Source organism: Streptomyces sp. NPDC034086 (assembly GCF_055575515.1).
The window spans coordinates 21,841-40,717 of sequence record NZ_JBVISM010000002.1; the positions used below are offsets into that span (position 1 = coordinate 21,841).

The 18,877-nt window shown below is 67.6% G+C and carries 27 protein-coding genes; 26 read left to right on the plus strand and 1 reads right to left on the minus strand.

The genetic code is table 11. The features are described from left to right. Window positions 1-102: 102 nt before the first annotated feature. Window positions 103-2,586 (minus strand): YfhO family protein, encoded by a 2,484-nt coding sequence (locus ACZ514_RS05430; protein ID WP_469124200.1) that lies wholly within the window; start codon window positions 2,584-2,586, stop codon window positions 103-105. A 400-nt stretch (window positions 2,587-2,986) separates the two neighbouring features. Here ACZ514_RS05430 and rpsL point away from each other — a divergent pair, with 400 nt between their 5' ends. The 26 genes from rpsL (at window position 2,987) to rplO (ending at window position 18,832) form a co-directional block, all read left to right on the plus strand. After that, complete coding sequence (rpsL, locus tag ACZ514_RS05435) at window positions 2,987-3,358, plus strand: 30S ribosomal protein S12 (protein WP_007265893.1); 372 nt, start codon at window positions 2,987-2,989, stop codon at window positions 3,356-3,358. Between the two features lie 2 nt (window positions 3,359-3,360). Then, window positions 3,361-3,831, plus strand: a complete 471-nt coding sequence (gene rpsG, locus ACZ514_RS05440; protein ID WP_007265894.1) for a 30S ribosomal protein S7 — start codon at window positions 3,361-3,363, stop codon at window positions 3,829-3,831. Window positions 3,832-3,870: 39 nt separating this feature from the next. Beyond that, complete coding sequence (fusA, locus tag ACZ514_RS05445; protein WP_388934856.1) at window positions 3,871-6,003, plus strand: elongation factor G; 2,133 nt, start codon at window positions 3,871-3,873, stop codon at window positions 6,001-6,003. A 150-nt stretch (window positions 6,004-6,153) separates the two neighbouring features. Next, complete coding sequence (tuf, locus tag ACZ514_RS05450) at window positions 6,154-7,347, plus strand: elongation factor Tu (RefSeq protein WP_125603751.1); 1,194 nt, start codon at window positions 6,154-6,156, stop codon at window positions 7,345-7,347. A 174-nt stretch (window positions 7,348-7,521) separates the two neighbouring features. Continuing rightward, window positions 7,522-8,718, plus strand: a complete 1,197-nt coding sequence (locus tag ACZ514_RS05455) for a hypothetical protein (protein ID WP_469124201.1) — start codon at window positions 7,522-7,524, stop codon at window positions 8,716-8,718. A 466-nt stretch (window positions 8,719-9,184) separates the two neighbouring features. Beyond that, window positions 9,185-9,493, plus strand: coding sequence for a 30S ribosomal protein S10 (gene rpsJ, locus ACZ514_RS05460; RefSeq protein ID WP_003948644.1), 309 nt, complete (start codon window positions 9,185-9,187; stop codon window positions 9,491-9,493). 14 nt (window positions 9,494-9,507) lie between these two features. Then, on the plus strand, window positions 9,508-10,152 hold the full coding sequence (gene rplC / locus ACZ514_RS05465; protein WP_125594709.1) for a 50S ribosomal protein L3: 645 nt from the start codon (window positions 9,508-9,510) through the stop codon (window positions 10,150-10,152). Between the two features lie 4 nt (window positions 10,153-10,156). After that, a complete protein-coding gene (gene rplD / locus ACZ514_RS05470) occupies window positions 10,157-10,807 on the plus strand; it encodes a 50S ribosomal protein L4 (protein ID WP_467889147.1) in 651 nt (216 codons plus the stop codon). After that, a complete protein-coding gene (gene rplW, locus ACZ514_RS05475; RefSeq protein ID WP_007265901.1) occupies window positions 10,807-11,130 on the plus strand; it encodes a 50S ribosomal protein L23 in 324 nt (107 codons plus the stop codon). Before rplD ends, rplW begins: the two co-directional genes overlap by 1 nt. Before the next feature lie 39 nt (window positions 11,131-11,169). Then, window positions 11,170-12,006, plus strand: a complete 837-nt coding sequence (rplB, locus tag ACZ514_RS05480) for a 50S ribosomal protein L2 (RefSeq protein WP_125822122.1) — start codon at window positions 11,170-11,172, stop codon at window positions 12,004-12,006. A gap of 12 nt (window positions 12,007-12,018) precedes the next feature. After that, a complete protein-coding gene (rpsS, locus tag ACZ514_RS05485; RefSeq protein ID WP_007265903.1) occupies window positions 12,019-12,300 on the plus strand; it encodes a 30S ribosomal protein S19 in 282 nt (93 codons plus the stop codon). Window positions 12,301-12,342: 42 nt separating this feature from the next. Further along, on the plus strand, window positions 12,343-12,690 hold the full coding sequence (gene rplV, locus ACZ514_RS05490; RefSeq protein ID WP_007265904.1) for a 50S ribosomal protein L22: 348 nt from the start codon (window positions 12,343-12,345) through the stop codon (window positions 12,688-12,690). Next, window positions 12,690-13,529 carry a 30S ribosomal protein S3 gene (gene rpsC / locus ACZ514_RS05495; RefSeq protein WP_007265905.1) on the plus strand — a complete coding sequence of 280 codons (840 nt, stop codon included), beginning with the start codon at window positions 12,690-12,692 and terminating at the stop codon, window positions 13,527-13,529. Before rplV ends, rpsC begins: the two co-directional genes overlap by 1 nt. Before the next feature lie 5 nt (window positions 13,530-13,534). Continuing rightward, window positions 13,535-13,954, plus strand: a complete 420-nt coding sequence (gene rplP, locus ACZ514_RS05500; protein WP_007265906.1) for a 50S ribosomal protein L16 — start codon at window positions 13,535-13,537, stop codon at window positions 13,952-13,954. Further along, window positions 13,954-14,178 carry a 50S ribosomal protein L29 gene (gene rpmC / locus ACZ514_RS05505; protein ID WP_007265907.1) on the plus strand — a complete coding sequence of 75 codons (225 nt, stop codon included), beginning with the start codon at window positions 13,954-13,956 and terminating at the stop codon, window positions 14,176-14,178. The genes rplP and rpmC overlap by 1 nt, the downstream gene beginning before the upstream one ends. Next, the gene (gene rpsQ / locus ACZ514_RS05510) at window positions 14,175-14,456 is read left to right on the plus strand and encodes a 30S ribosomal protein S17 (RefSeq protein ID WP_007265908.1); all 282 of its coding nucleotides are present in this window, start codon (window positions 14,175-14,177) and stop codon (window positions 14,454-14,456) included. Before rpmC ends, rpsQ begins: the two co-directional genes overlap by 4 nt. A 98-nt stretch (window positions 14,457-14,554) precedes the next feature. After that, window positions 14,555-14,923 carry a 50S ribosomal protein L14 gene (gene rplN, locus ACZ514_RS05515; protein ID WP_003956455.1) on the plus strand — a complete coding sequence of 123 codons (369 nt, stop codon included), beginning with the start codon at window positions 14,555-14,557 and terminating at the stop codon, window positions 14,921-14,923. A 2-nt stretch (window positions 14,924-14,925) separates the two neighbouring features. Continuing rightward, window positions 14,926-15,237 (plus strand): 50S ribosomal protein L24, encoded by a 312-nt coding sequence (gene rplX / locus ACZ514_RS05520; RefSeq protein ID WP_388934833.1) that lies wholly within the window; start codon window positions 14,926-14,928, stop codon window positions 15,235-15,237. After that, the gene (rplE, locus tag ACZ514_RS05525; RefSeq protein WP_030298216.1) at window positions 15,237-15,788 is read left to right on the plus strand and encodes a 50S ribosomal protein L5; all 552 of its coding nucleotides are present in this window, start codon (window positions 15,237-15,239) and stop codon (window positions 15,786-15,788) included. Before rplX ends, rplE begins: the two co-directional genes overlap by 1 nt. Window positions 15,789-15,793: 5 nt before the next feature. Then, window positions 15,794-15,979: a type Z 30S ribosomal protein S14 gene (locus ACZ514_RS05530; RefSeq protein ID WP_003956452.1), complete on the plus strand. Its 186-nt coding sequence runs from the start codon at window positions 15,794-15,796 to the stop codon at window positions 15,977-15,979. Between the two features lie 223 nt (window positions 15,980-16,202). Next, a complete protein-coding gene (gene rpsH / locus ACZ514_RS05535) occupies window positions 16,203-16,601 on the plus strand; it encodes a 30S ribosomal protein S8 (protein ID WP_007265911.1) in 399 nt (132 codons plus the stop codon). 20 nt (window positions 16,602-16,621) lie between these two features. Next, entirely contained in the window at window positions 16,622-17,161 is a 540-nt protein-coding gene (gene rplF, locus ACZ514_RS05540; RefSeq protein ID WP_388934829.1) for a 50S ribosomal protein L6, read from the plus strand. A gap of 2 nt (window positions 17,162-17,163) precedes the next feature. Beyond that, window positions 17,164-17,547 (plus strand): 50S ribosomal protein L18, encoded by a 384-nt coding sequence (gene rplR, locus ACZ514_RS05545; protein ID WP_356851287.1) that lies wholly within the window; start codon window positions 17,164-17,166, stop codon window positions 17,545-17,547. Window positions 17,548-17,592: 45 nt separating this feature from the next. Next, complete coding sequence (rpsE, locus tag ACZ514_RS05550) at window positions 17,593-18,195, plus strand: 30S ribosomal protein S5 (RefSeq protein ID WP_467889137.1); 603 nt, start codon at window positions 17,593-17,595, stop codon at window positions 18,193-18,195. Next, complete coding sequence (gene rpmD, locus ACZ514_RS05555; RefSeq protein ID WP_005313525.1) at window positions 18,195-18,377, plus strand: 50S ribosomal protein L30; 183 nt, start codon at window positions 18,195-18,197, stop codon at window positions 18,375-18,377. The genes rpsE and rpmD overlap by 1 nt, the downstream gene beginning before the upstream one ends. Continuing rightward, window positions 18,377-18,832: a 50S ribosomal protein L15 gene (gene rplO, locus ACZ514_RS05560; protein ID WP_468172773.1), complete on the plus strand. Its 456-nt coding sequence runs from the start codon at window positions 18,377-18,379 to the stop codon at window positions 18,830-18,832. The genes rpmD and rplO overlap by 1 nt, the downstream gene beginning before the upstream one ends. Window positions 18,833-18,877 lie beyond the last annotated feature (45 nt).

Genomic DNA, 18,877 nt, shown 5'->3' on the forward strand with positions numbered 1-18,877 from the left:
CGCACTCCTCGGGCTGCTTCGACTGATCTTGAAGTGAACAGTCTCTCCCTCGGGCCCGCCGGGGCGAAGAGGGCCGCGTCCGGGCGCGGGAGCCGGCGGGCGTCAGGTGCGTTCGCGGCGGCGTTTCAGGTGGGTGGCCGTGGTGACCGAGGCGAGGGTGAGGAGGGCCAGGGTGGCCGCCGCGAGGCCCGGGGTGAGGCCCTTCGGGGTGAAGGTGCAGGAGAGGCGGCGGGTGTCCGGGGTGACCGGGAGGGAGAGCAGGCCGTGGAAGTCGCCGACCGGGGCCGAGCACTGCCAGCCCGGGACGTTGGTGACGGCGAGGACCGCGGTGCCGGTGGCGTTCGGGGGGAGGGTGGCTTCGAGGGTGTGGCCGCCGACGCGCACCGAGGTGGCGCCCGTGGTGGTGAGGTGGCCGACCGCCGAGGCCAGGGCCGCGCGGTTCAGGCAGCCGATCGGGTGGGAGCCCGCGTCGGCGTTCTCCGTGCGGGTCTCCACCGTCGCGGTGACCGTGCCCGAGGCCGGGACGGGGCCCAGGGGGACGACGCCGGTCATGCGGTCCTCCAGGGCGCGGGCGGAGCCGGCGGTGCGCAGGGTGCCGTACAGGGCGGGGGAGTACCAGTAGGCCTCGGAGCCGGGCGCGCACCGGGCGGCATACGTCTGTGCGGTGGCCGTTCCGCCGCGGGTTACCGGGGGGACCTCGTAGACGGTGGCGCCCAGGACGGTCTCCTGGTGGGCGTAGACCGAGCCGGCGGGGTTCGGGGAGGTGTACGGGGCCGTGCGGAGCGTGACCAGGGGCGGGGCGGGGGACCTCGTCGCCGTCCAGCTGCCCGGTTCCTTCCCGGGACGGACCCGGGCGCCGATCGAGAAGATCGCGTCGAGCACCGGGTTGTCGGCGCCGAAGAAGGTCCGGCCGTCGTTCTTGAAGCCGTAGCCGAGGGGTTCCAGGGCCCGGTACGTGACCTCGGGGAGGTAGCTGCTGTAGTACTGCGGGCCCTCCGCCCGCAGGGCGAGGGCGTCGTTGTACGAGGTCTGCGGCGCGCCCGAGTCCGTCCGGTAGGCGGGCCAGCCGTCCACGCCGCGGACGGCTTCGAAGTGGTTCGTGATCGAGCGGTTCGAGGTGGCCGCCGGGTGCGCCCAGCGTTCGCGGGAGCGGCGGGCGTCGGCGTTGGCCGCCGCGACCGTCGATTCGGCGAAGACCACGCCGATCATCAGGACGGCCGCGAGCGGCACCAGCACCCGGCGCTTCGCGCCCAGGGCCAGCACGGTGAGGGCCAGCAGGGAGGCGGCGCCGCCGCCCAGGACGGCCGGCCAGGTCCAGCCGCCGAAGTCGTCGGTGCGGCGCAGCACGAAGGCGGCCAGCACGAGGAGGGCCGCCGACAGGGCGAGGTGGAGGGGGCGCGGGCGGTGGGCCAGGGCGAGCCAGGCCAGGATGACGACCATCCCGCTGAACACGAAGGCCTCGCGGTACGGGTTGCCGTTCGGCACCGCCAGGCCGTGCCAGACGTACTGCGTCGGCGGGAACTGGAAGGAGACCAGGACCAGCAGCGTGGCCGCCGCCCACACCAGGCGGGTGCGCGCCGCGATGCGGCTGTTGAGCAGGAAGGAGCCCGCGAGGATCAGCCCCAGGGAGGCCACGTACAGGCGCGGGCGGCCGCCCCACAGGTGGGTCGCCGGGAGCATGCCGGAGAGGAAGACCTCGATCCGGACGGGGTCGAAGGCGCCGGCCCTGGTGGGCTGCGCCGCACCGCTGGACAGGAACGACGGCAGGAGGAGGGGGAGCGTCAGCAGGATGCCCACCGCGGCCGCGGAGGCCGCCCGCCCCACGGCGCGCAGGCGCTGGGCGCCGGTCATGTCGAGGGTGAGCAGGCGGATGCCGAGCAGGACGCAGGCGGCCATCGTGGCCATCATCGCCGTGTAGAAGTTCCCGAACCAGGCCAGGGCGACCAGCAGCGCCACCCCCGGCCAGCGGCGCCCCTCCAGGCACCACTCGACGGCGATGCCGAGCAGCGGCAGGGCCACCAGGCCCCACAGCCACATGGGGATGTACGAGGCGTCGCTCAGCGCCCACCCGCACAGCCCGTACGTGGCCCCGAGCACCCCGCGCTGCCACCACGGACCGGGGTGCAGCTTGCCGAGGTAGACGGCCATCACGGCGGCGGCGGTGCCCATGGTGACCGGGGTGATCACGAAGACGGCGAGGTCGACGTGCTCGCGCGGGACCAGTACGGCGAGCCAGGAGAACGGATTGCCGAGGTAGGTGTAGTAGTCGGACAGGAACTGCTGTCCGAAGCCTCCCCGCCAGGTGAACAGCAGGTCGCCGGCGGCGTGGCCGTGGACCAGGTCCCACAGGGCGCGGTGGAAGGGCACGTACTGGTTGGCCTGGTCGTTGATGGCCCGGCCCCGGTCACCGAAGGGGAAGGAGCCCCGGCCCACCCAGGCGGCGCAGAAGGCGCCCGAGGTGACGAGGAAGGCCAGCAGGGGCCCGTACAGCCGCGGGAGCGCGGCGCGCCGCCGTGACGAGGGGGTTCGGCCGCCGTCTGGGGGCGGGATTTCCGCCGTCGCCGGCTCCGGTGTGACCGTCCCCAATGTCCTGCTCCTGGCGCTCGTACGTTTTGGACTGACTCGCGGGATTCGGTGGGCAGTGTAGTTCGCCCTCCCTACCACGCCGGTCCGCGTTCCGCGCGGCCGCCCCGGCCCGGGGCCCCGCCGCCCGTGCGGCGCCTGACCTGTGCGCTCGCCGAGGCGGGGGCGGGGAGGCCCATGTTTTGACCGGAGTGGATGCGGTAGGTACGCTCAGACCTTGTGCCTGGGGTGTGCCTGGGCTCCCGTGCGTGTCCATCAACCGCACGAGAGCGTCGACGGCCACCGCGATCCATGCGTTCTTCCGCCTTGCGGAGGGGTCCGCCGGATCCGACACACCCGACCGCGTGGGTCGGCAAAGTTCCAGGTTAGCTTCACTACACGGCACACAGAAACCGGAGAAGTAGTGCCTACGATCCAGCAGCTGGTCCGTAAGGGCCGGCAGGACAAGGTCGAGAAGACAAAGACCCCCGCGCTCGAGGCTTCGCCCCAGCGTCGTGGCGTCTGCACGCGTGTGTTCACGACCACCCCGAAGAAGCCGAACTCGGCGCTCCGTAAGGTCGCGCGTGTGCGTCTGACCTCCGGCATCGAGGTCACCGCTTACATTCCGGGTGAGGGACACAACCTGCAGGAGCACTCGATCGTGCTCGTGCGTGGTGGCCGTGTGAAGGACCTGCCGGGTGTTCGTTACAAGATCATCCGCGGTGCGCTTGACACCCAGGCTGTCAAGAACCGCAAGCAGGCCCGCAGCCGCTACGGCGCCAAGAAGGAGAAGTAAGAATGCCTCGTAAGGGCCCCGCCCCGAAGCGCCCGGTCATCATCGACCCGGTCTACGCATCTCCTCTGGTGACCTCGCTCATCAACAAGATCCTGCTGAACGGCAAGCGCTCCACCGCCGAGCGCATCGTCTACGGCGCCATGGAAGGCCTCCGCGAGAAGACCGGCAACGACCCGGTCATCACGCTGAAGCGCGCGCTGGAGAACGTCAAGCCGTCCCTCGAGGTCAAGTCCCGCCGTGTCGGTGGCGCGACCTACCAGGTCCCCGTCGAGGTCAAGCCGGGTCGCCAGTCGACCCTGGCCCTCCGCTGGCTCGTGGGTTACTCCCGCGCCCGTCGCGAGAAGACCATGACCGAGCGCCTCATGAACGAGCTGCTCGACGCCTCCAACGGTCTTGGCGCTGCTGTCAAGAAGCGCGAGGACACGCACAAGATGGCCGAGTCCAACAAGGCCTTCGCGCACTACCGCTGGTAGTCCCAACCCACATCGAGACCGAGAGAAGACTGAGCCGATATGGCTACCACTTCGCTTGACCTGGCCAAGGTGCGCAACATCGGCATCATGGCCCACATCGACGCGGGCAAGACGACCACCACCGAGCGCATCCTGTTCTACACCGGTGTGTCTTACAAGATCGGTGAAGTCCACGACGGCGCTGCCACGATGGACTGGATGGAGCAGGAGCAGGAGCGCGGCATCACGATCACGTCCGCCGCGACGACCTGCCACTGGCCGCTCGAGGACGTCGACCACACCATCAACATCATCGACACCCCGGGTCACGTTGACTTCACGGTCGAGGTGGAGCGTTCGCTCCGCGTCCTCGACGGTGCCGTCACCGTGTTCGACGGTGTCGCCGGTGTGGAGCCGCAGTCCGAGACCGTTTGGCGTCAGGCGGACCGCTACGGCGTCCCGCGCATCTGCTTCGTCAACAAGCTGGACCGTACCGGCGCCGAGTTCATGCGCTGCGTCGACATGATCAAGGACCGCCTCGGTGCGGTTCCGATCGTCATGCAGCTCCCGATCGGTGCCGAGGCGGACTTCAAGGGCGTCGTCGACCTCGTCCGCATGAAGGCTCTCGTGTGGTCCGCCGAGGCCACCAAGGGCGAGATGTACGACGTCGTCGACATCCCGGCCACGCACACCGAGCTGGCCGAGGAGTGGCGCGCCACCCTCGTCGAGCAGGTCGCCGAGAACGACGAAGAGATGATGGAGCTCTTCCTCGAGGGCACCGAGCCCACCGAGGAGCAGCTGCACGCGGCCGTGCGCCGCATCATCCTCGGCTCCGGCAAGGGCAAGGGCGAGCCCACGATCACCGCGGTGTTCTGCGGTACGGCGTTCAAGAACAAGGGCGTCCAGCCCCTGCTCGACGCCGTCGTGCGCTACCTCCCGTCGCCGCTGGACATCGAGGCCATCGAGGGCCACGACGTCCGTGACGCCGAGGTCGTCGTGAAGCGCAAGCCGTCCGACGAGGAGCCCCTCGCCGCGCTCGCGTTCAAGATCATGAGCGACCCGCACCTCGGCAAGCTCACCTTCGTCCGGGTTTACTCGGGCCGCCTGGAGGCCGGCACCGCGGTGCTGAACTCCGTCAAGGGCAAGAAGGAGCGCATCGGCAAGATCTACCGCATGCACGCGAACAAGCGTGAGGAGATCGAGTCGGTGGGCGCCGGTGACATCGTCGCCGTCATGGGCCTGAAGCAGACCACCACCGGTGAGACGCTGTGCGACGACAAGCTGCCCGTGATCCTGGAGTCCATGGACTTCCCGGCTCCGGTCATCCAGGTCGCCATCGAGCCCAAGTCCAAGGGCGACCAGGAGAAGCTGGGTGTCGCCATCCAGCGTCTCGCGGAAGAGGACCCCTCGTTCCACGTCCACTCGGACGAGGAGACGGGCCAGACCATCCTCGGCGGTATGGGCGAGCTGCACCTCGAGGTGCTGGTCGACCGTATGAAGCGCGAGTTCAAGGTCGAGGCCAACGTCGGTAAGCCGCAGGTCGCGTACCGTGAGACGATCCGCAAGGCCGTCGAGCGTCACGACTACACCCACAAGAAGCAGACCGGTGGTACCGGTCAGTTCGCCAAGGTGCAGATCGCGATCGAGCCGATCACGGACGCCGATGGTCCGGCGTACGAGTTCGTCAACAAGGTCACCGGTGGCCGCGTGCCGAAGGAGTACATCCCTTCGGTCGACGCCGGTGCGCAGGAGGCCATGCAGTTCGGCATCCTGGCCGGCTACGAGATGACGGGCGTCCGCGTCACGCTTCTCGACGGTGGCTACCACGAGGTCGACTCCTCCGAGCTCGCCTTCAAGATCGCCGGTTCGCAGGCCTTCAAGGAGGCCGCGCGCAAGGCTTCTCCCGTGCTCCTCGAGCCGATGATGGCCGTCGAGGTCACCACGCCGGAGGAGTCCATGGGCGACGTCATCGGTGACATCAACTCCCGCCGTGGCCAGATCCAGGCCATGGAGGACCGTCACGGAGCCAAGATCGTCAAGGGCCTCGTGCCGCTTTCGGAGATGTTCGGCTACGTCGGAGACCTCCGCAGCAAGACCTCGGGTCGCGCCAGCTACTCGATGCAGTTCGACTCCTACGCCGAGGTTCCCCGGAACGTCGCCGAGGAGATCATCGCGAAGGCCAAGGGCGAGTAACTCTTCCGAGTACACGCTTTAGGCTTGTCACCGGAGCCTCTGGGGCAACAGGAACAAAACTCCCGTTGCCCCGGGGAACCCGGCTTTCCAGCAAAGATCACCTGGCGCCGATCTGTAAGGCGTACAGAACCACTCTCCAGGAGGACCCCCGTGGCGAAGGCGAAGTTCGAGCGGACTAAGCCGCACGTCAACATCGGCACCATCGGTCACATTGACCACGGTAAGACGACCCTCACGGCCGCCATTACCAAGGTGCTGCACGACGCGTACCCGGACCTGAACGAGGCCTCGGCCTTCGACCAGATCGACAAGGCTCCTGAGGAGCGCCAGCGCGGTATCACCATCTCCATCGCGCACGTCGAGTACCAGACCGAGGCGCGTCACTACGCCCACGTCGACTGCCCGGGTCACGCGGACTACATCAAGAACATGATCACCGGTGCCGCGCAGATGGACGGCGCCATCCTCGTGGTCGCCGCCACCGACGGCCCGATGCCGCAGACCAAGGAGCACGTGCTCCTGGCCCGCCAGGTCGGCGTTCCCTACATCGTCGTCGCCCTGAACAAGGCCGACATGGTGGACGACGAGGAGATCCTGGAGCTCGTCGAGCTCGAGGTCCGTGAGCTGCTCTCCGAGTACGACTTCCCGGGCGACGACCTGCCGGTCGTCCAGGTCTCCGCGCTGAAGGCGCTCGAGGGCGACAAGGAGTGGGGCGAGAAGCTCCTCGGCCTCATGAAGGCCGTCGACGAGTCGATCCCGACCCCGCCGCGTGACACCGACAAGCCGTTCCTCATGCCCGTCGAGGACGTCTTCACGATCACCGGTCGTGGCACCGTCGTCACCGGTCGTATCGAGCGTGGTGTCCTGAAGGTCAACGAGACCGTCGACATCATCGGCATCAAGACCGAGAAGACCACCACCACGGTCACCGGCATCGAGATGTTCCGCAAGCTGCTCGACGAGGGCCAGGCCGGCGAGAACGTCGGTCTGCTCCTCCGTGGCATCAAGCGCGAGGACGTCGAGCGCGGCCAGGTCATCATCAAGCCCGGTTCGGTCACGCCGCACACCGAGTTCGAGGCCGCCGCGTACATCCTGTCGAAGGACGAGGGTGGCCGTCACACCCCGTTCTTCAACAACTACCGCCCGCAGTTCTACTTCCGTACCACGGACGTGACCGGCGTCGTTACCCTCCCCGAGGGCACCGAGATGGTCATGCCGGGCGACAACACCGACATGTCCGTCCAGCTGATCCAGCCGGTCGCCATGGAGGAGGGCCTGAAGTTCGCCATCCGTGAGGGTGGTCGTACCGTGGGCGCCGGCCAGGTCACCAAGATCACGAAGTAATTCGTGTTCTGACCCGGTAGCTCGCTGCAGCGGGCACCCTGTTCGACGTGAGGGCCCCTTCCCCACCGCTCCGGCGGTGGGGGAGGGGCCCTTCGTCGTACCCCCCGGCAGGGGCCCGTGCGGAGCTGTGAGAGGCTCCGCATTTGCATCATGTACACGACGTTCGGGGGAAGTGTGGGACGGCAGGAGGCCGACGGGCCGGGGATCTCCGACGAGGAGTGGGCCCGGTTCGGCGAACGGATCGCGCGGGAGGGCGTGGGCACGGACGCGCCGAAGGAGCCGTCGGCGCGGGCACGGATGGTCACCGAGCGGCTGCGGCGCGAGGACGAGGAACGGGCCCGGGCCGCCGGCCGGCGCGGGCCGTTCGGGCGCCGGGGCGCGCCGGTACCGCACGACCCGCCGGGCTGGCGCACCGGGCCCGCCTGGCAGGAGACGCGGGGGCACCGGCGCCGCCGGGGCCTGAAGGCCGCCGCGGCGGTCGTGGGCATCGCGGCGCTGGCGCTGGTCGTCCTGCGGCCCGGGCTGCTCATCGACCGCCTGACGGGCGAGGCCGCCGCCCGTGACGCCGCCCGCGCGGCCGGTCCGCTGCCCGCGGAGTCCGTACGCCCGACGGCGGCCCCGGGGGCCGTTCCCCCGGACCGCCCCACGCTCGAGGAGCCCTTCCGGGGCTCGCCGGCCGTGCAGTGGGCCGATGGCGCGGCCGGTATCGAGACCCCGGAGCCCGCCGCCGCCGGCGGCCTGTCGAAGCAGCAGGTCGCCGACGCGCTGGCCATGACGAAGCAGCTGCTGATCGCGTCGAACCTGGACCCCGCCACCCTGCGGGGCGAACGCCCCGGGGCGGCGCTGGACCTGCTGGACCCCCTCCAGGCCGACGGCAAGGGCCTCATGGAGCGGGCGCTGACGAGCCCCTCGGTGGACCGGGACCCGCTGTGGCTGTTCAGCCGGTTCGACCCGGCGGAGGTCAGGGTGCACGGCGACGTGGTCAAGACCCGCGGCCGGATGAGCTTCGACAGCGGCCGGGACGGCGAGGTGAGGGTGCACGCCGACTACACCTTCGTCTACCCCGTGGTGCGGGCGCGGCCGGGCTCGGACGAGGTGGCCCGCACGGTGGTGCGGCGCACGCTGACCGTGGCCCTGTCCGACCCCCGCAAGGTGGTCGCGACCCCGGGCAGGCTCCAGGTCCTGGAGTGGTTCGAGAGCGCCGGCAACGACGACTGCTCGCGGGACGGCACCGGCTTCCTGCACCCCCGGTTCGACAGCGAGCTCGCGGCGGCCGGGCCGGGCCCGTCGGGACCGGTCGTCGACCCCTACGACCGGAGCGCGCCCATGGCCGGGCTGCCGGCGGAGTGCACGACGGCATCCCGCTCCTGACCTGGGAGGAACCCCCGCGAAAACGCGCGCCGCGGTTTGACGTGTTCGCGCGGCGGGGTATTCTCTTCGGCCCGATTGGCCAGGTACGTGCCTCGTATGGCAGACTACTCAAGTTGCTCGGTTGAGTGCCGATGCTGTGCGCCTCCCGCCGGGAGGACCGGAAGCGAGTCCCACAGTACTCGTCGTCCTTAATCTGCCTTTCGGGGCAGCAATGAGGGCGGACGTACGGGAATCTTCTGGGAAGTGTCAGCACGGTGCCCACCAGGCACTCGGCGGGTGTCCTTCCCCCGATGCGCGGTCCCAGGGACCGCACCCCCTTGGACGAGGGAATTTCCGTATGGGAATTTTCTGTAGAGGGAGTGCGACACGCCCGACCGCGTGGGTCGGAGGAAAGGCAGCGGGAGTCCCTCCCGCGGCCCACCGGGAGCCAGAGCGTTCCACACACAGACAGGACTACGGAGTAGCCATGGCGGGACAGAAGATCCGCATCCGGCTCAAGGCCTACGACCACGAGGTCATCGACTCCTCGGCGAAGAAGATCGTCGAGACGGTGACGCGCACTGGTGCGTCGGTCGCGGGCCCGGTGCCGCTGCCCACTGAGAAGAACGTGTACTGCGTCATCAAGTCGCCGCACAAGTACAAGGACTCGCGCGAGCACTTCGAGATGCGCACGCACAAGCGCCTGATCGACATCCTCGACCCGACGCCCAAGACCGTTGACTCGCTGATGCGCCTGGACCTTCCGGCCGGCGTTGACATCGAGATCAAGCTCTGAGAGGCGTCGAGAAGATGGCAAAGCAGATCAAGGGCGTCCTGGGCGAGAAGCTCGGCATGACCCAGGTCTGGGACGAGAACAACCGTGTCGTCCCGGTGACCGTCGTCAAGGCCGGACCCTGCGTCGTGACCCAGGTCCGTACCAACGACACCGACGGCTACGAGTCGGTCCAGATCGCCTTCGGCGAGATCGACCCGCGCAAGGTGAACAAGCCCCTCAAGGGCCACTTCGCCAAGGCCGACGTGACCCCCCGCCGCCACCTGGTGGAGCTCCGCACCTCCGACGCCAGCGAGTACACGCTCGGCCAGGAGATCACCGCTGAGATCTTCGAGTCCGGCGTCAAGGTTGACGTCACGGGCAACAGCAAGGGCAAGGGCTTCGCCGGTGTCATGAAGCGGCACAACTTCCGGGGCCTCGGCGCCGGTCACGGTGTGCAGCGCAAGCACCGCTCCCCCGGCTCGATCGGTGGCTGTGCCACCCCTGGGCGTGTCTTCAAGGGCATGCGCATGGCCGGTCGCATGGGTAACGAGCGCGTCACCACCCAGAACCTGACCATCCACGCGGTTGACGCGGAGAAGGGTCTGCTCCTCATCAAGGGCGCGGTCCCCGGTCCGAACGGCGGCCTCGTCCTGGTCCGTACCGCGGCCAAGGGGGCTTGAGGTAATGAGCACCATTGACATCCTTTCGCCGGCAGGCGACAAGGCCGGTACCGTCGAGCTCCCCTCGGAGATCTTCGACGCGAAGACCAGCGTTCCGCTGATCCACCAGGTCGTCGTCGCCCAGCTGGCCGCTGCCCGTCAGGGCACGCACAAGACCAAGACCCGTGGCGAAGTCCGTGGTGGTGGCAAGAAGCCTTACCGCCAGAAGGGCACCGGCCGCGCCCGTCAGGGTTCGACCCGCGCTCCGCAGTTCGCCGGCGGTGGCGTCGTCCACGGCCCGCAGCCGCGTGACTACTCGCAGCGGACCCCCAAGAAGATGAAGGCCGCCGCCCTCCGCGGTGCCCTCTCGGACCGTGCGCGTCACTCCCGCATCCACGTCGTCACCGGCGTGGTCGAGGGTGCCGCCTCCACGAAGGCCGCCAAGACGCTGTTCGGCAAGATCTCGGAGCGCAAGAACCTGCTCCTGGTCGCCGAGCGCTCTGACGAGCTGGCGTGGCTGTCCGCCCGCAACCTGCCCCAGGTTCACATCCTGGAGCCGGGCCAGCTGAACACGTACGACGTGATCGTCTCTGACGACGTGGTCTTCACCCAGGCCGCGCTCGAGTCCTTCGTGTCTGGCCCCAAGGCCGATGAGACCGAAGGGAACGAGGCCTGATGTCTGAGGCGACCGTTACCAGCAAGACCTTCACCGACCCGCGCGACCTGCTGATCAAGCCGGTCGTCTCGGAGAAGAGCTACGCGCTGCTGGACGAGAACAAGTACACGTTCATCGTCGCGCCCGGCGCCAACAAGACCCAGATCAAGCAGGCCGTCGAGGCGGTCTTCTCGGTCAAGGTCACCGGGGTCAACACGATCAACCGTCAGGGTAAGCGCAAGCGCACCAAGACCGGTTTCGGCAAGCGCGCCAACACCAAGCGCGCCATCGTGACCCTTGCCGAGGGCAACCGTATCGACATCTTCGGCGGCCAGGCCTCCTAACGGAGGTCTAGTCGTCCGGAATCGGACGAGGACTGAGAAATGGGTATCCGCAAGTACAAGCCGACGACCCCGGGCCGTCGTGGCTCCAGCGTCGCCGACTTTGTCGAGATCACGCGGTCCACGCCGGAGAAGTCGCTGGTTCGCCCTCTGCACAGCAAGGGCGGCCGTAACAACACCGGCCGGATCACCGTTCGCCACCAGGGTGGCGGACACAAGCGCGCCTACCGCGTGATCGACTTCCGTCGTCACGACAAGGACGGCGTGCCGGCCAAGGTCGCGCACATCGAGTACGACCCCAACCGCACCGCGCGCATCGCGCTGCTGCACTACGCCGACGGCGAGAAGCGCTACATCATCGCGCCGCGCGGTCTGCAGCAGGGTGACCGGATCGAGAACGGCCCCACGGCCGACATCAAGCCCGGTAACAACCTCGCGCTCCGCAACATCCCGGTCGGTACCACGATCCACGCGATCGAGCTCCGTCCCGGTGGCGGCGCGAAGTTCGCCCGCTCCGCCGGCGCCTCCGTGCAGCTGCTCGCGAAGGAGGGCGTCATGGCCCACCTCCGCATGCCGTCGGGCGAGATCCGTCTCGTCGACGCGCGCTGCCGCGCCACGGTCGGCGAGGTCGGCAACGCCGAGCAGTCGAACATCAACTGGGGCAAGGCCGGCCGCATGCGCTGGAAGGGCGTCCGCCCGACCGTCCGCGGTGTCGCGATGAACCCGGTTGACCACCCGCACGGTGGTGGTGAGGGCAAGACCAGCGGTGGTCGCCACCCGGTCTCCCCGTGGGGTCAGAAGGAGGGTCGTACTCGCTCGCCGAAGAAGGCTTCGAGCAAGTACATCGTCCGCCGCCGCAAGACGAACAAGAAGCGCTAGGAGCGGGTTTAGATGCCGCGCAGTCTCAAGAAGGGGCCCTTCGTCGACGACCACCTCGTAAAGAAGGTGGACGCCCAGAACGAAGCCGGCACCAAGAACGTCATCAAGACCTGGTCCCGTCGCTCGATGATCATCCCCAGCATGCTGGGTCACACGATCGCGGTGCACAACGGCAAGACCCACGTCCCGGTGTTCGTCACCGAGTCGATGGTCGGCCACAAGCTCGGCGAGTTCTCGCCGACTCGCACCTTCCGCGGCCACGTCAAGGACGACCGGAAGTCGAAGCGCCGCTAACGCGGGGTGGTTACGACTATGACTAACACCGAAGGGACAACCATGGAAGCCAGGGCCCAGGCGCGGTACATCCGCGTCACGCCCATGAAGGCCCGCCGAGTGGTGGACCTCATCCGTGGCATGGATGCCACGGAGGCTCAGGCGGTCCTGCGTTTCGCCCCGCAGGCCGCGAGCGTGCCGGTCGGCAAGGTGCTGGACAGCGCCATTGCCAACGCCGCACACAACTACAACCACCCGGACGCCTCCACGCTGGTCATCAGCGAGGCGTACGTGGACGAGGGCCCGACCCTGAAGCGGTTCCGTCCGCGTGCCCAGGGCCGTGCCTACCGGATCCGCAAGCGGACCAGCCACATCACCGTGGTCGTCAGCAGCAAGGAAGGTTCCCGGTAATGGGCCAGAAGGTAAACCCGCACGGGTTCCGACTCGGCATCACCACGGACTTCAAGTCGCGTTGGTACGCCGACAAGCTGTACAAGGACTACGTCAAGGAAGACGTCGCCATCCGTCGGATGATGACGTCCGGCATGGAGCGCGCCGGCATCTCGAAGGTTGAGATCGAGCGCACCCGTGACCGCGTGCGTGTGGACATCCACACCGCCCGTCCCGGCATCGTCATCGGCCGCCGTGGCGCCGAGGCCGACCGCATCCGCGGTGACCTCGAGAAGCTCACGGGCAAGCAGGTCCAGCTGAACATCCTCGAGGTCAAGAACCCCGAGCTCGACGCTCAGCTCGTTGCCCAGGCCGTTGCCGAGCAGCTCTCCTCCCGCGTCTCCTTCCGTCGTGCCATGCGCAAGAGCATGCAGGGCACCATGAAGGCCGGCGCCAAGGGCATCAAGATCCAGTGCGGTGGCCGTCTCGGCGGCGCCGAGATGTCCCGCTCCGAGTTCTACCGCGAGGGTCGTGTGCCGCTGCACACGCTGCGCGCGAACGTGGACTACGGCTTCTTCGAGGCCAAGACCACCTTCGGCCGTATCGGCGTGAAGGTCTGGATCTACAAGGGCGACGTCAAGAACATCGCCGAGGTTCGCGCCGAGAACGCTGCGGCCCGTGCGGGTAACCGCCCGGCCCGTGGCGCCGGCGCTGGCGACCGTCCCGCCGGCCGTGGTGGCCGTGGTGGCGAGCGCGGCGGCCGTGGTGGCCGCAAGCCGCAGCAGGCTGCTGGTGCCGAGGCCCCCAAGGCCGACGCTCCCGCCGCCGCTCCGGCCGAGAGCACCGGAACGGAGGCCTGACCGACATGCTGATCCCTCGTAGGGTCAAGCACCGCAAGCAGCACCACCCGAAGCGCAGCGGTATGGCCAAGGGCGGTACTGAGGTCTCGTTCGGCGAGTACGGCATCCAGGCGCTCACCCCCGCCTACGTGACGAACCGCCAGATCGAGGCGGCTCGTATCGCGATGACCCGCCACATCAAGCGTGGCGGCAAGGTCTGGATCAACATCTACCCGGACCGCCCGCTGACGAAGAAGCCTGCCGAGACCCGCATGGGTTCCGGTAAGGGTTCCCCCGAGTGGTGGATCGCGAACGTGCACCCGGGCCGGGTCATGTTCGAGCTGTCCTACCCGAACGAAAAGATTGCGCGTGAGGCTCTGACCCGTGCGGCCCACAAGCTGCCGATGAAGTGCCGGATCGTCAAGCGCGAGGCAGGTGAGTCGTGATGGCGACGGGAACCAAGGCGTCCGAGCTCCGCGAGCTCGGCAACGAGGAGCTCGTTGCCAAGCTGCGCGAGGCCAAGGAGGAGCTGTTCAAGCTCCGTTTCCAGGCGGCCACCGGCCAGCTGGAGAACAACGGCCGGCTCAAGTCCGTCCGTAAGGACATCGCTCGCATCTACACCCTGATGCACGAGCGTGAGCTCGGTATCGAGACGGTGGAGAACGCATGAGCGAGAACAACGTGACTGAGAAGACCGAGCGCGGTTTCCGCAAGACCCGTGAGGGTCTGGTCGTCAGCGACAAGATGGACAAGACCGTCGTCGTCGCCGTCGAGGACCGCGTCAAGCACGCGCTGTACGGCAAGGTCATCCGCCGTACGAACAAGCTCAAGGCGCACGACGAGCAGAACGCTGCCGGCGTCGGCGACCGCGTCCTCATCATGGAGACGCGTCCGCTGTCGGCGACCAAGCGCTGGCGCATCGTCGAGATCCTCGAGAAGGCCAAGTAATCGCTTGAAGGGGTAACCCTTCAGGTTCGTTCCGCCAGGCTCGGCCGGGGCTTCGTTGAAGCCCCGGCCGGGAACCGGCAGACAAACAGGAGATAGACGTGATCCAGCAGGAGTCGCGACTGCGTGTCGCCGACAACACTGGTGCCAAGGAGATCCTTTGCATCCGTGTTCTCGGTGGCTCCGGTCGCCGCTACGCGGGCATCGGTGACGTCATCGTCGCCACCGTCAAGGATGCGATCCCCGGTGGCAACGTGAAGAAGGGTGACGTCGTCAAGGCGGTCATCGTTCGCACCGTCAAGGAGCGCCGCCGCCAGGACGGCTCGTACATCCGCTTCGACGAGAACGCCGCCGTCATTCTGAAGAACGACGGCGACCCTCGCGGCACCCGTATCTTCGGCCCCGTCGGCCGTGAGCTGCGCGAGAAGAAGTTCATGAAGATCATCTCGCTCGCGCCGGAGGTGCTGTAAGCATGAAGATCAAGAAGGGCGACCTGGTCCAGGTCATCACCGGTAAGGACAAGGGCAAGCAGGGCAAGGTCATCGCGGCCATGCCCAGCGAGAACCGCGTCCTGGTCGAGGGTGTCAACCGGGTCAAGAAGCACACCAAGGCCGGCCAGAACCAGGCCGGTGGCATCGTGATCACCGAGGCCCCGGTCCACGTCAGCAACGTTCAGCTGGTCGTGGAGAAGGACGGCAAGAAGGTCGTCACCCGCGTCGGTTTCCGCTTCGACGACGAGGGCAACAAGATCCGCGTTGCCAAGCGCACGGGCGAGGACATCTGATGGCTACCACTCCGCGTCTGAAGACGAAGTACCGCGAGGACATCGCGGGCAAGCTGCGTGAGGAGTTCTCCTACGAGAACGTCATGCAGATCCCCGGCCTCGTCAAGATCGTCGTGAACATGGGTGTCGGCGACGCCGCCCGTGACTCGAAGCTGATCGACGGTGCCATCCGCGACCTGACGACGATCACCGGTCAGAAGCCGGCCGTCACGAAGGCCCGCAAGTCCATCGCGCAGTTCAAGCTGCGCGAGGGTCAGCCGATCGGCTGCCACGTCACCCTCCGTGGTGACCGCATGTGGGAGTTCCTGGACCGTACGCTGTCGCTCGCGCTGCCGCGTATCCGTGACTTCCGTGGTCTGTCGCCGAAGCAGTTCGACGGCCGTGGCAACTACACCTTCGGTCTCACGGAGCAGGTCATGTTCCACGAGATCGACCAGGACAAGATCGACCGTACCCGGGGTATGGACATCACCGTGGTCACCACGGCGACCAACGACGACGAGGGCCGCGCCCTCCTTCGTCACCTCGGCTTCCCCTTCAAGGAGGCGTAAGCGAGATGGCGAAGAAGGCTCTCATCGCGAAGGCTGCCCGCAAGCCCAAGTTCGGTGTGCGTGCGTACACCCGCTGCCAGCGCTGCGGTCGCCCCCACTCCGTGTACCGCAAGTTCGGCCTGTGCCGCGTCTGCCTTCGTGAGATGGCTCACCGTGGCGAGCTGCCGGGCGTGACCAAGAGCTCCTGGTAATTCCCTTCCGTCCGTAAGGACTTGGGAAGTTCCAGAGACTCTCGGTAAGCATCTGGTCGGCGGATGCCCGGCCGCGCATGCCTTAGGCTTGTGTGGTTGGGCGTCCGCCGCCCATAACGACTTACTACGCCGTAGGTCCCCGCACCGCACCCGTCCCGCCTCTGAGCGGGGAGAGGGATGGCGCATACAGGAAACCCCGGCGAGAGAGGCCGAAGGCCACTTCATGACCATGACTGACCCGATCGCAGACATGCTCACGCGTCTGCGTAACGCTAACTCGGCGTACCACGACACCGTCGTGATGCCGCACAGCAAGATCAAGTCGCACATCGCGGAGATCCTCAAGCAGGAGGGTTTCATCACCGGCTGGAAGGTCGAGGACGCCGAGGTCGGCAAGAACCTCGTCCTCGAGCTGAAGTTCGGGCCGAACCGTGAGCGCTCCATCGCGGGCATCAAGCGGATCTCGAAGCCCGGTCTGCGCGTGTACGCGAAGTCCACCAACCTGCCGAAGGTCCTGGGCGGCCTGGGCGTGGCGATCATCTCCACGTCGCACGGTCTCCTGACCGGCCAGCAGGCAGGCAAGAAGGGCGTAGGTGGGGAAGTCCTCGCCTACGTCTGGTAGTCGGGAACGGAGGAAAAGCAATGTCGCGAATCGGCAAGCTCCCCATCCAGGTTCCCGCCGGTGTGGACGTCACCATCGATGGCCGCACGGTTGCGGTGAAGGGCCCCAAGGGTCTGCTCACCCACACCGTCGCCGCGCCGATCGAGATCGTCAAGGGTGAGGACGGCGTTCTGAACGTCACCCGTCCGAACGACGAGCGTCAGAACAAGGCCCTGCACGGCCTGTCCCGCACGCTGGTGGCGAACATGATCACCGGTGTGACCCAGGGTTACGTCAAGGCTCTCGAGATCAGCGGTGTCGGTTACCGCGTTGCCGCGAAGGGCTCCGACCTGGAGTTCCAGCTCGGCTACAGCCACCCGATCCTGGTCGAGGCGCCCGCGGGCATCTCGTTCAAGGTCGAGTCGCCGACCAAGTTCTCGGTCGAGGGCATCGACAAGCAGAAGGTCGGCGAGGTCGCCGCCAACATCCGCAAGCTGCGGAAGCCCGACCCGTACAAGGCCAAGGGTGTCAAGTACGCCGGCGAAGTCATCCGCCGCAAGGTCGGAAAGGCTGGTAAGTAGCCATGGCATACGGTGTGAAGATCGCCAAGGGCGACGCGTACAAGCGCGCTGCCAAGGCTCGCCGCCACATCCGCATCCGCAAGAACGTCTCGGGTACGGCGGAGCGTCCGCGCCTCGTCGTGACGCGTTCGAACCGCAACATCGTTGCCCAGGTCATCGACGACCTCAAGGGTCACACCCTTGCGTCGGCGTCGACCCTGGACGCTTCGATCCGCGGTGGCGAAGGCGACAAGAGCGCCCAGGCCCAGGCTGTCGGCGCGCTCGTCGCCGAGCGCGCCAAGGCCGCGGGTGTCGAGACCGTCGTGTTCGACCGCGGTGGCAACCGATACGCCGGGCGCATTGCCGCTCTGGCTGACGCCGCCCGCGAAGCCGGGCTGAAGTTCTAAGCCCCGGTTCCGGGACTCACGGACGTAACAGAGAGAGGTAATCCAATGGCTGGACCCCAGCGCCGCGGAAGCGGTGCCGGTGGCGGCGAGCGGCGGGACCGGAAGGGTCGCGACGGTGGCGCTGCCGCCGAGAAGACCGCTTACGTTGAGCGCGTTGTCGCGATCAACCGCGTCGCCAAGGTTGTCAAGGGTGGTCGCCGCTTCAGCTTCACCGCGCTGGTCGTGGTGGGCGACGGTGACGGCACCGTAGGTGTCGGTTACGGCAAGGCCAAGGAAGTTCCCGCGGCCATCGCCAAGGGCGTCGAGGAAGCCAAGAAGAACTTCTTCAAGGTTCCCCGCATCCAGGGCACCATCCCTCACCCGATCCAGGGCGAGAAGGCTGCGGGCGTCGTCATGCTCAAGCCGGCTTCCCCGGGTACCGGCGTCATCGCCGGTGGTCCGGTGCGTGCCGTGCTGGAGTGCGCGGGCGTCCACGACATCCTGTCGAAGTCGCTCGGCTCTTCGAACGCGATCAACATCGTGCACGCGACCGTGGAGGCCCTGAAGGGCCTGCAGCGTCCCGAGGAGATCGCGGCTCGCCGTGGTCTGCCGCTCGAGGACGTCGCTCCCGCGGCTCTGCTCCGTGCGCGTGCTGGGGCGGGTGTCTGATGGCCCGCCTCAAGATCACGCAGACGAAGTCGTACATCGGCAGCAAGCAGAACCACCGCGACACGCTGCGTTCGCTCGGGCTCAAGCGCCTGAACGACGTCGTCGTCAAGGAGGACCGCCCCGAGTTCCGCGGCATGGTGCACACCGTCCGCCACCTCGTGACGGTAGAGGAGGTTGACTAATGGCTGAGACCAACCCGCTGAAGGCCCACAACCTCCGTCCCGCCCCCGGTGCCAAGACCGCGAAGACCCGTGTCGGTCGTGGTGAGGCGTCGAAGGGTAAGACGGCCGGTCGTGGTACCAAGGGCACGAAGGCCCGCTACCAGGTTCCGCAGCGCTTCGAGGGTGGGCAGATGCCCCTCCACATGCGCCTGCCGAAGCTGAAGGGCTTCAAGAACCCGTTCCGCACCGAGTTCCAGGTCGTCAACCTGGACAAGCTCGGTGCCCTCTACCCCGAGGGTGGAGAGGTCACGGTGGCCGACCTGGTCGCCAAGGGCGCGGTTCGCAAGAACAGCCTCGTCAAGGTCCTGGGCCAGGGCGAGATCTCCGTGGCGCTGACGGTTGCGGTTGACGCCGTCTCCGCCTCCGCCAAGGAGAAGATTGCCGCCGCCGGCGGCTCCGTCACCGAGCTCGTCTAAGACGAACTTTGTGACGAATAGCGAGTAAAACCCGACCGGGGATGC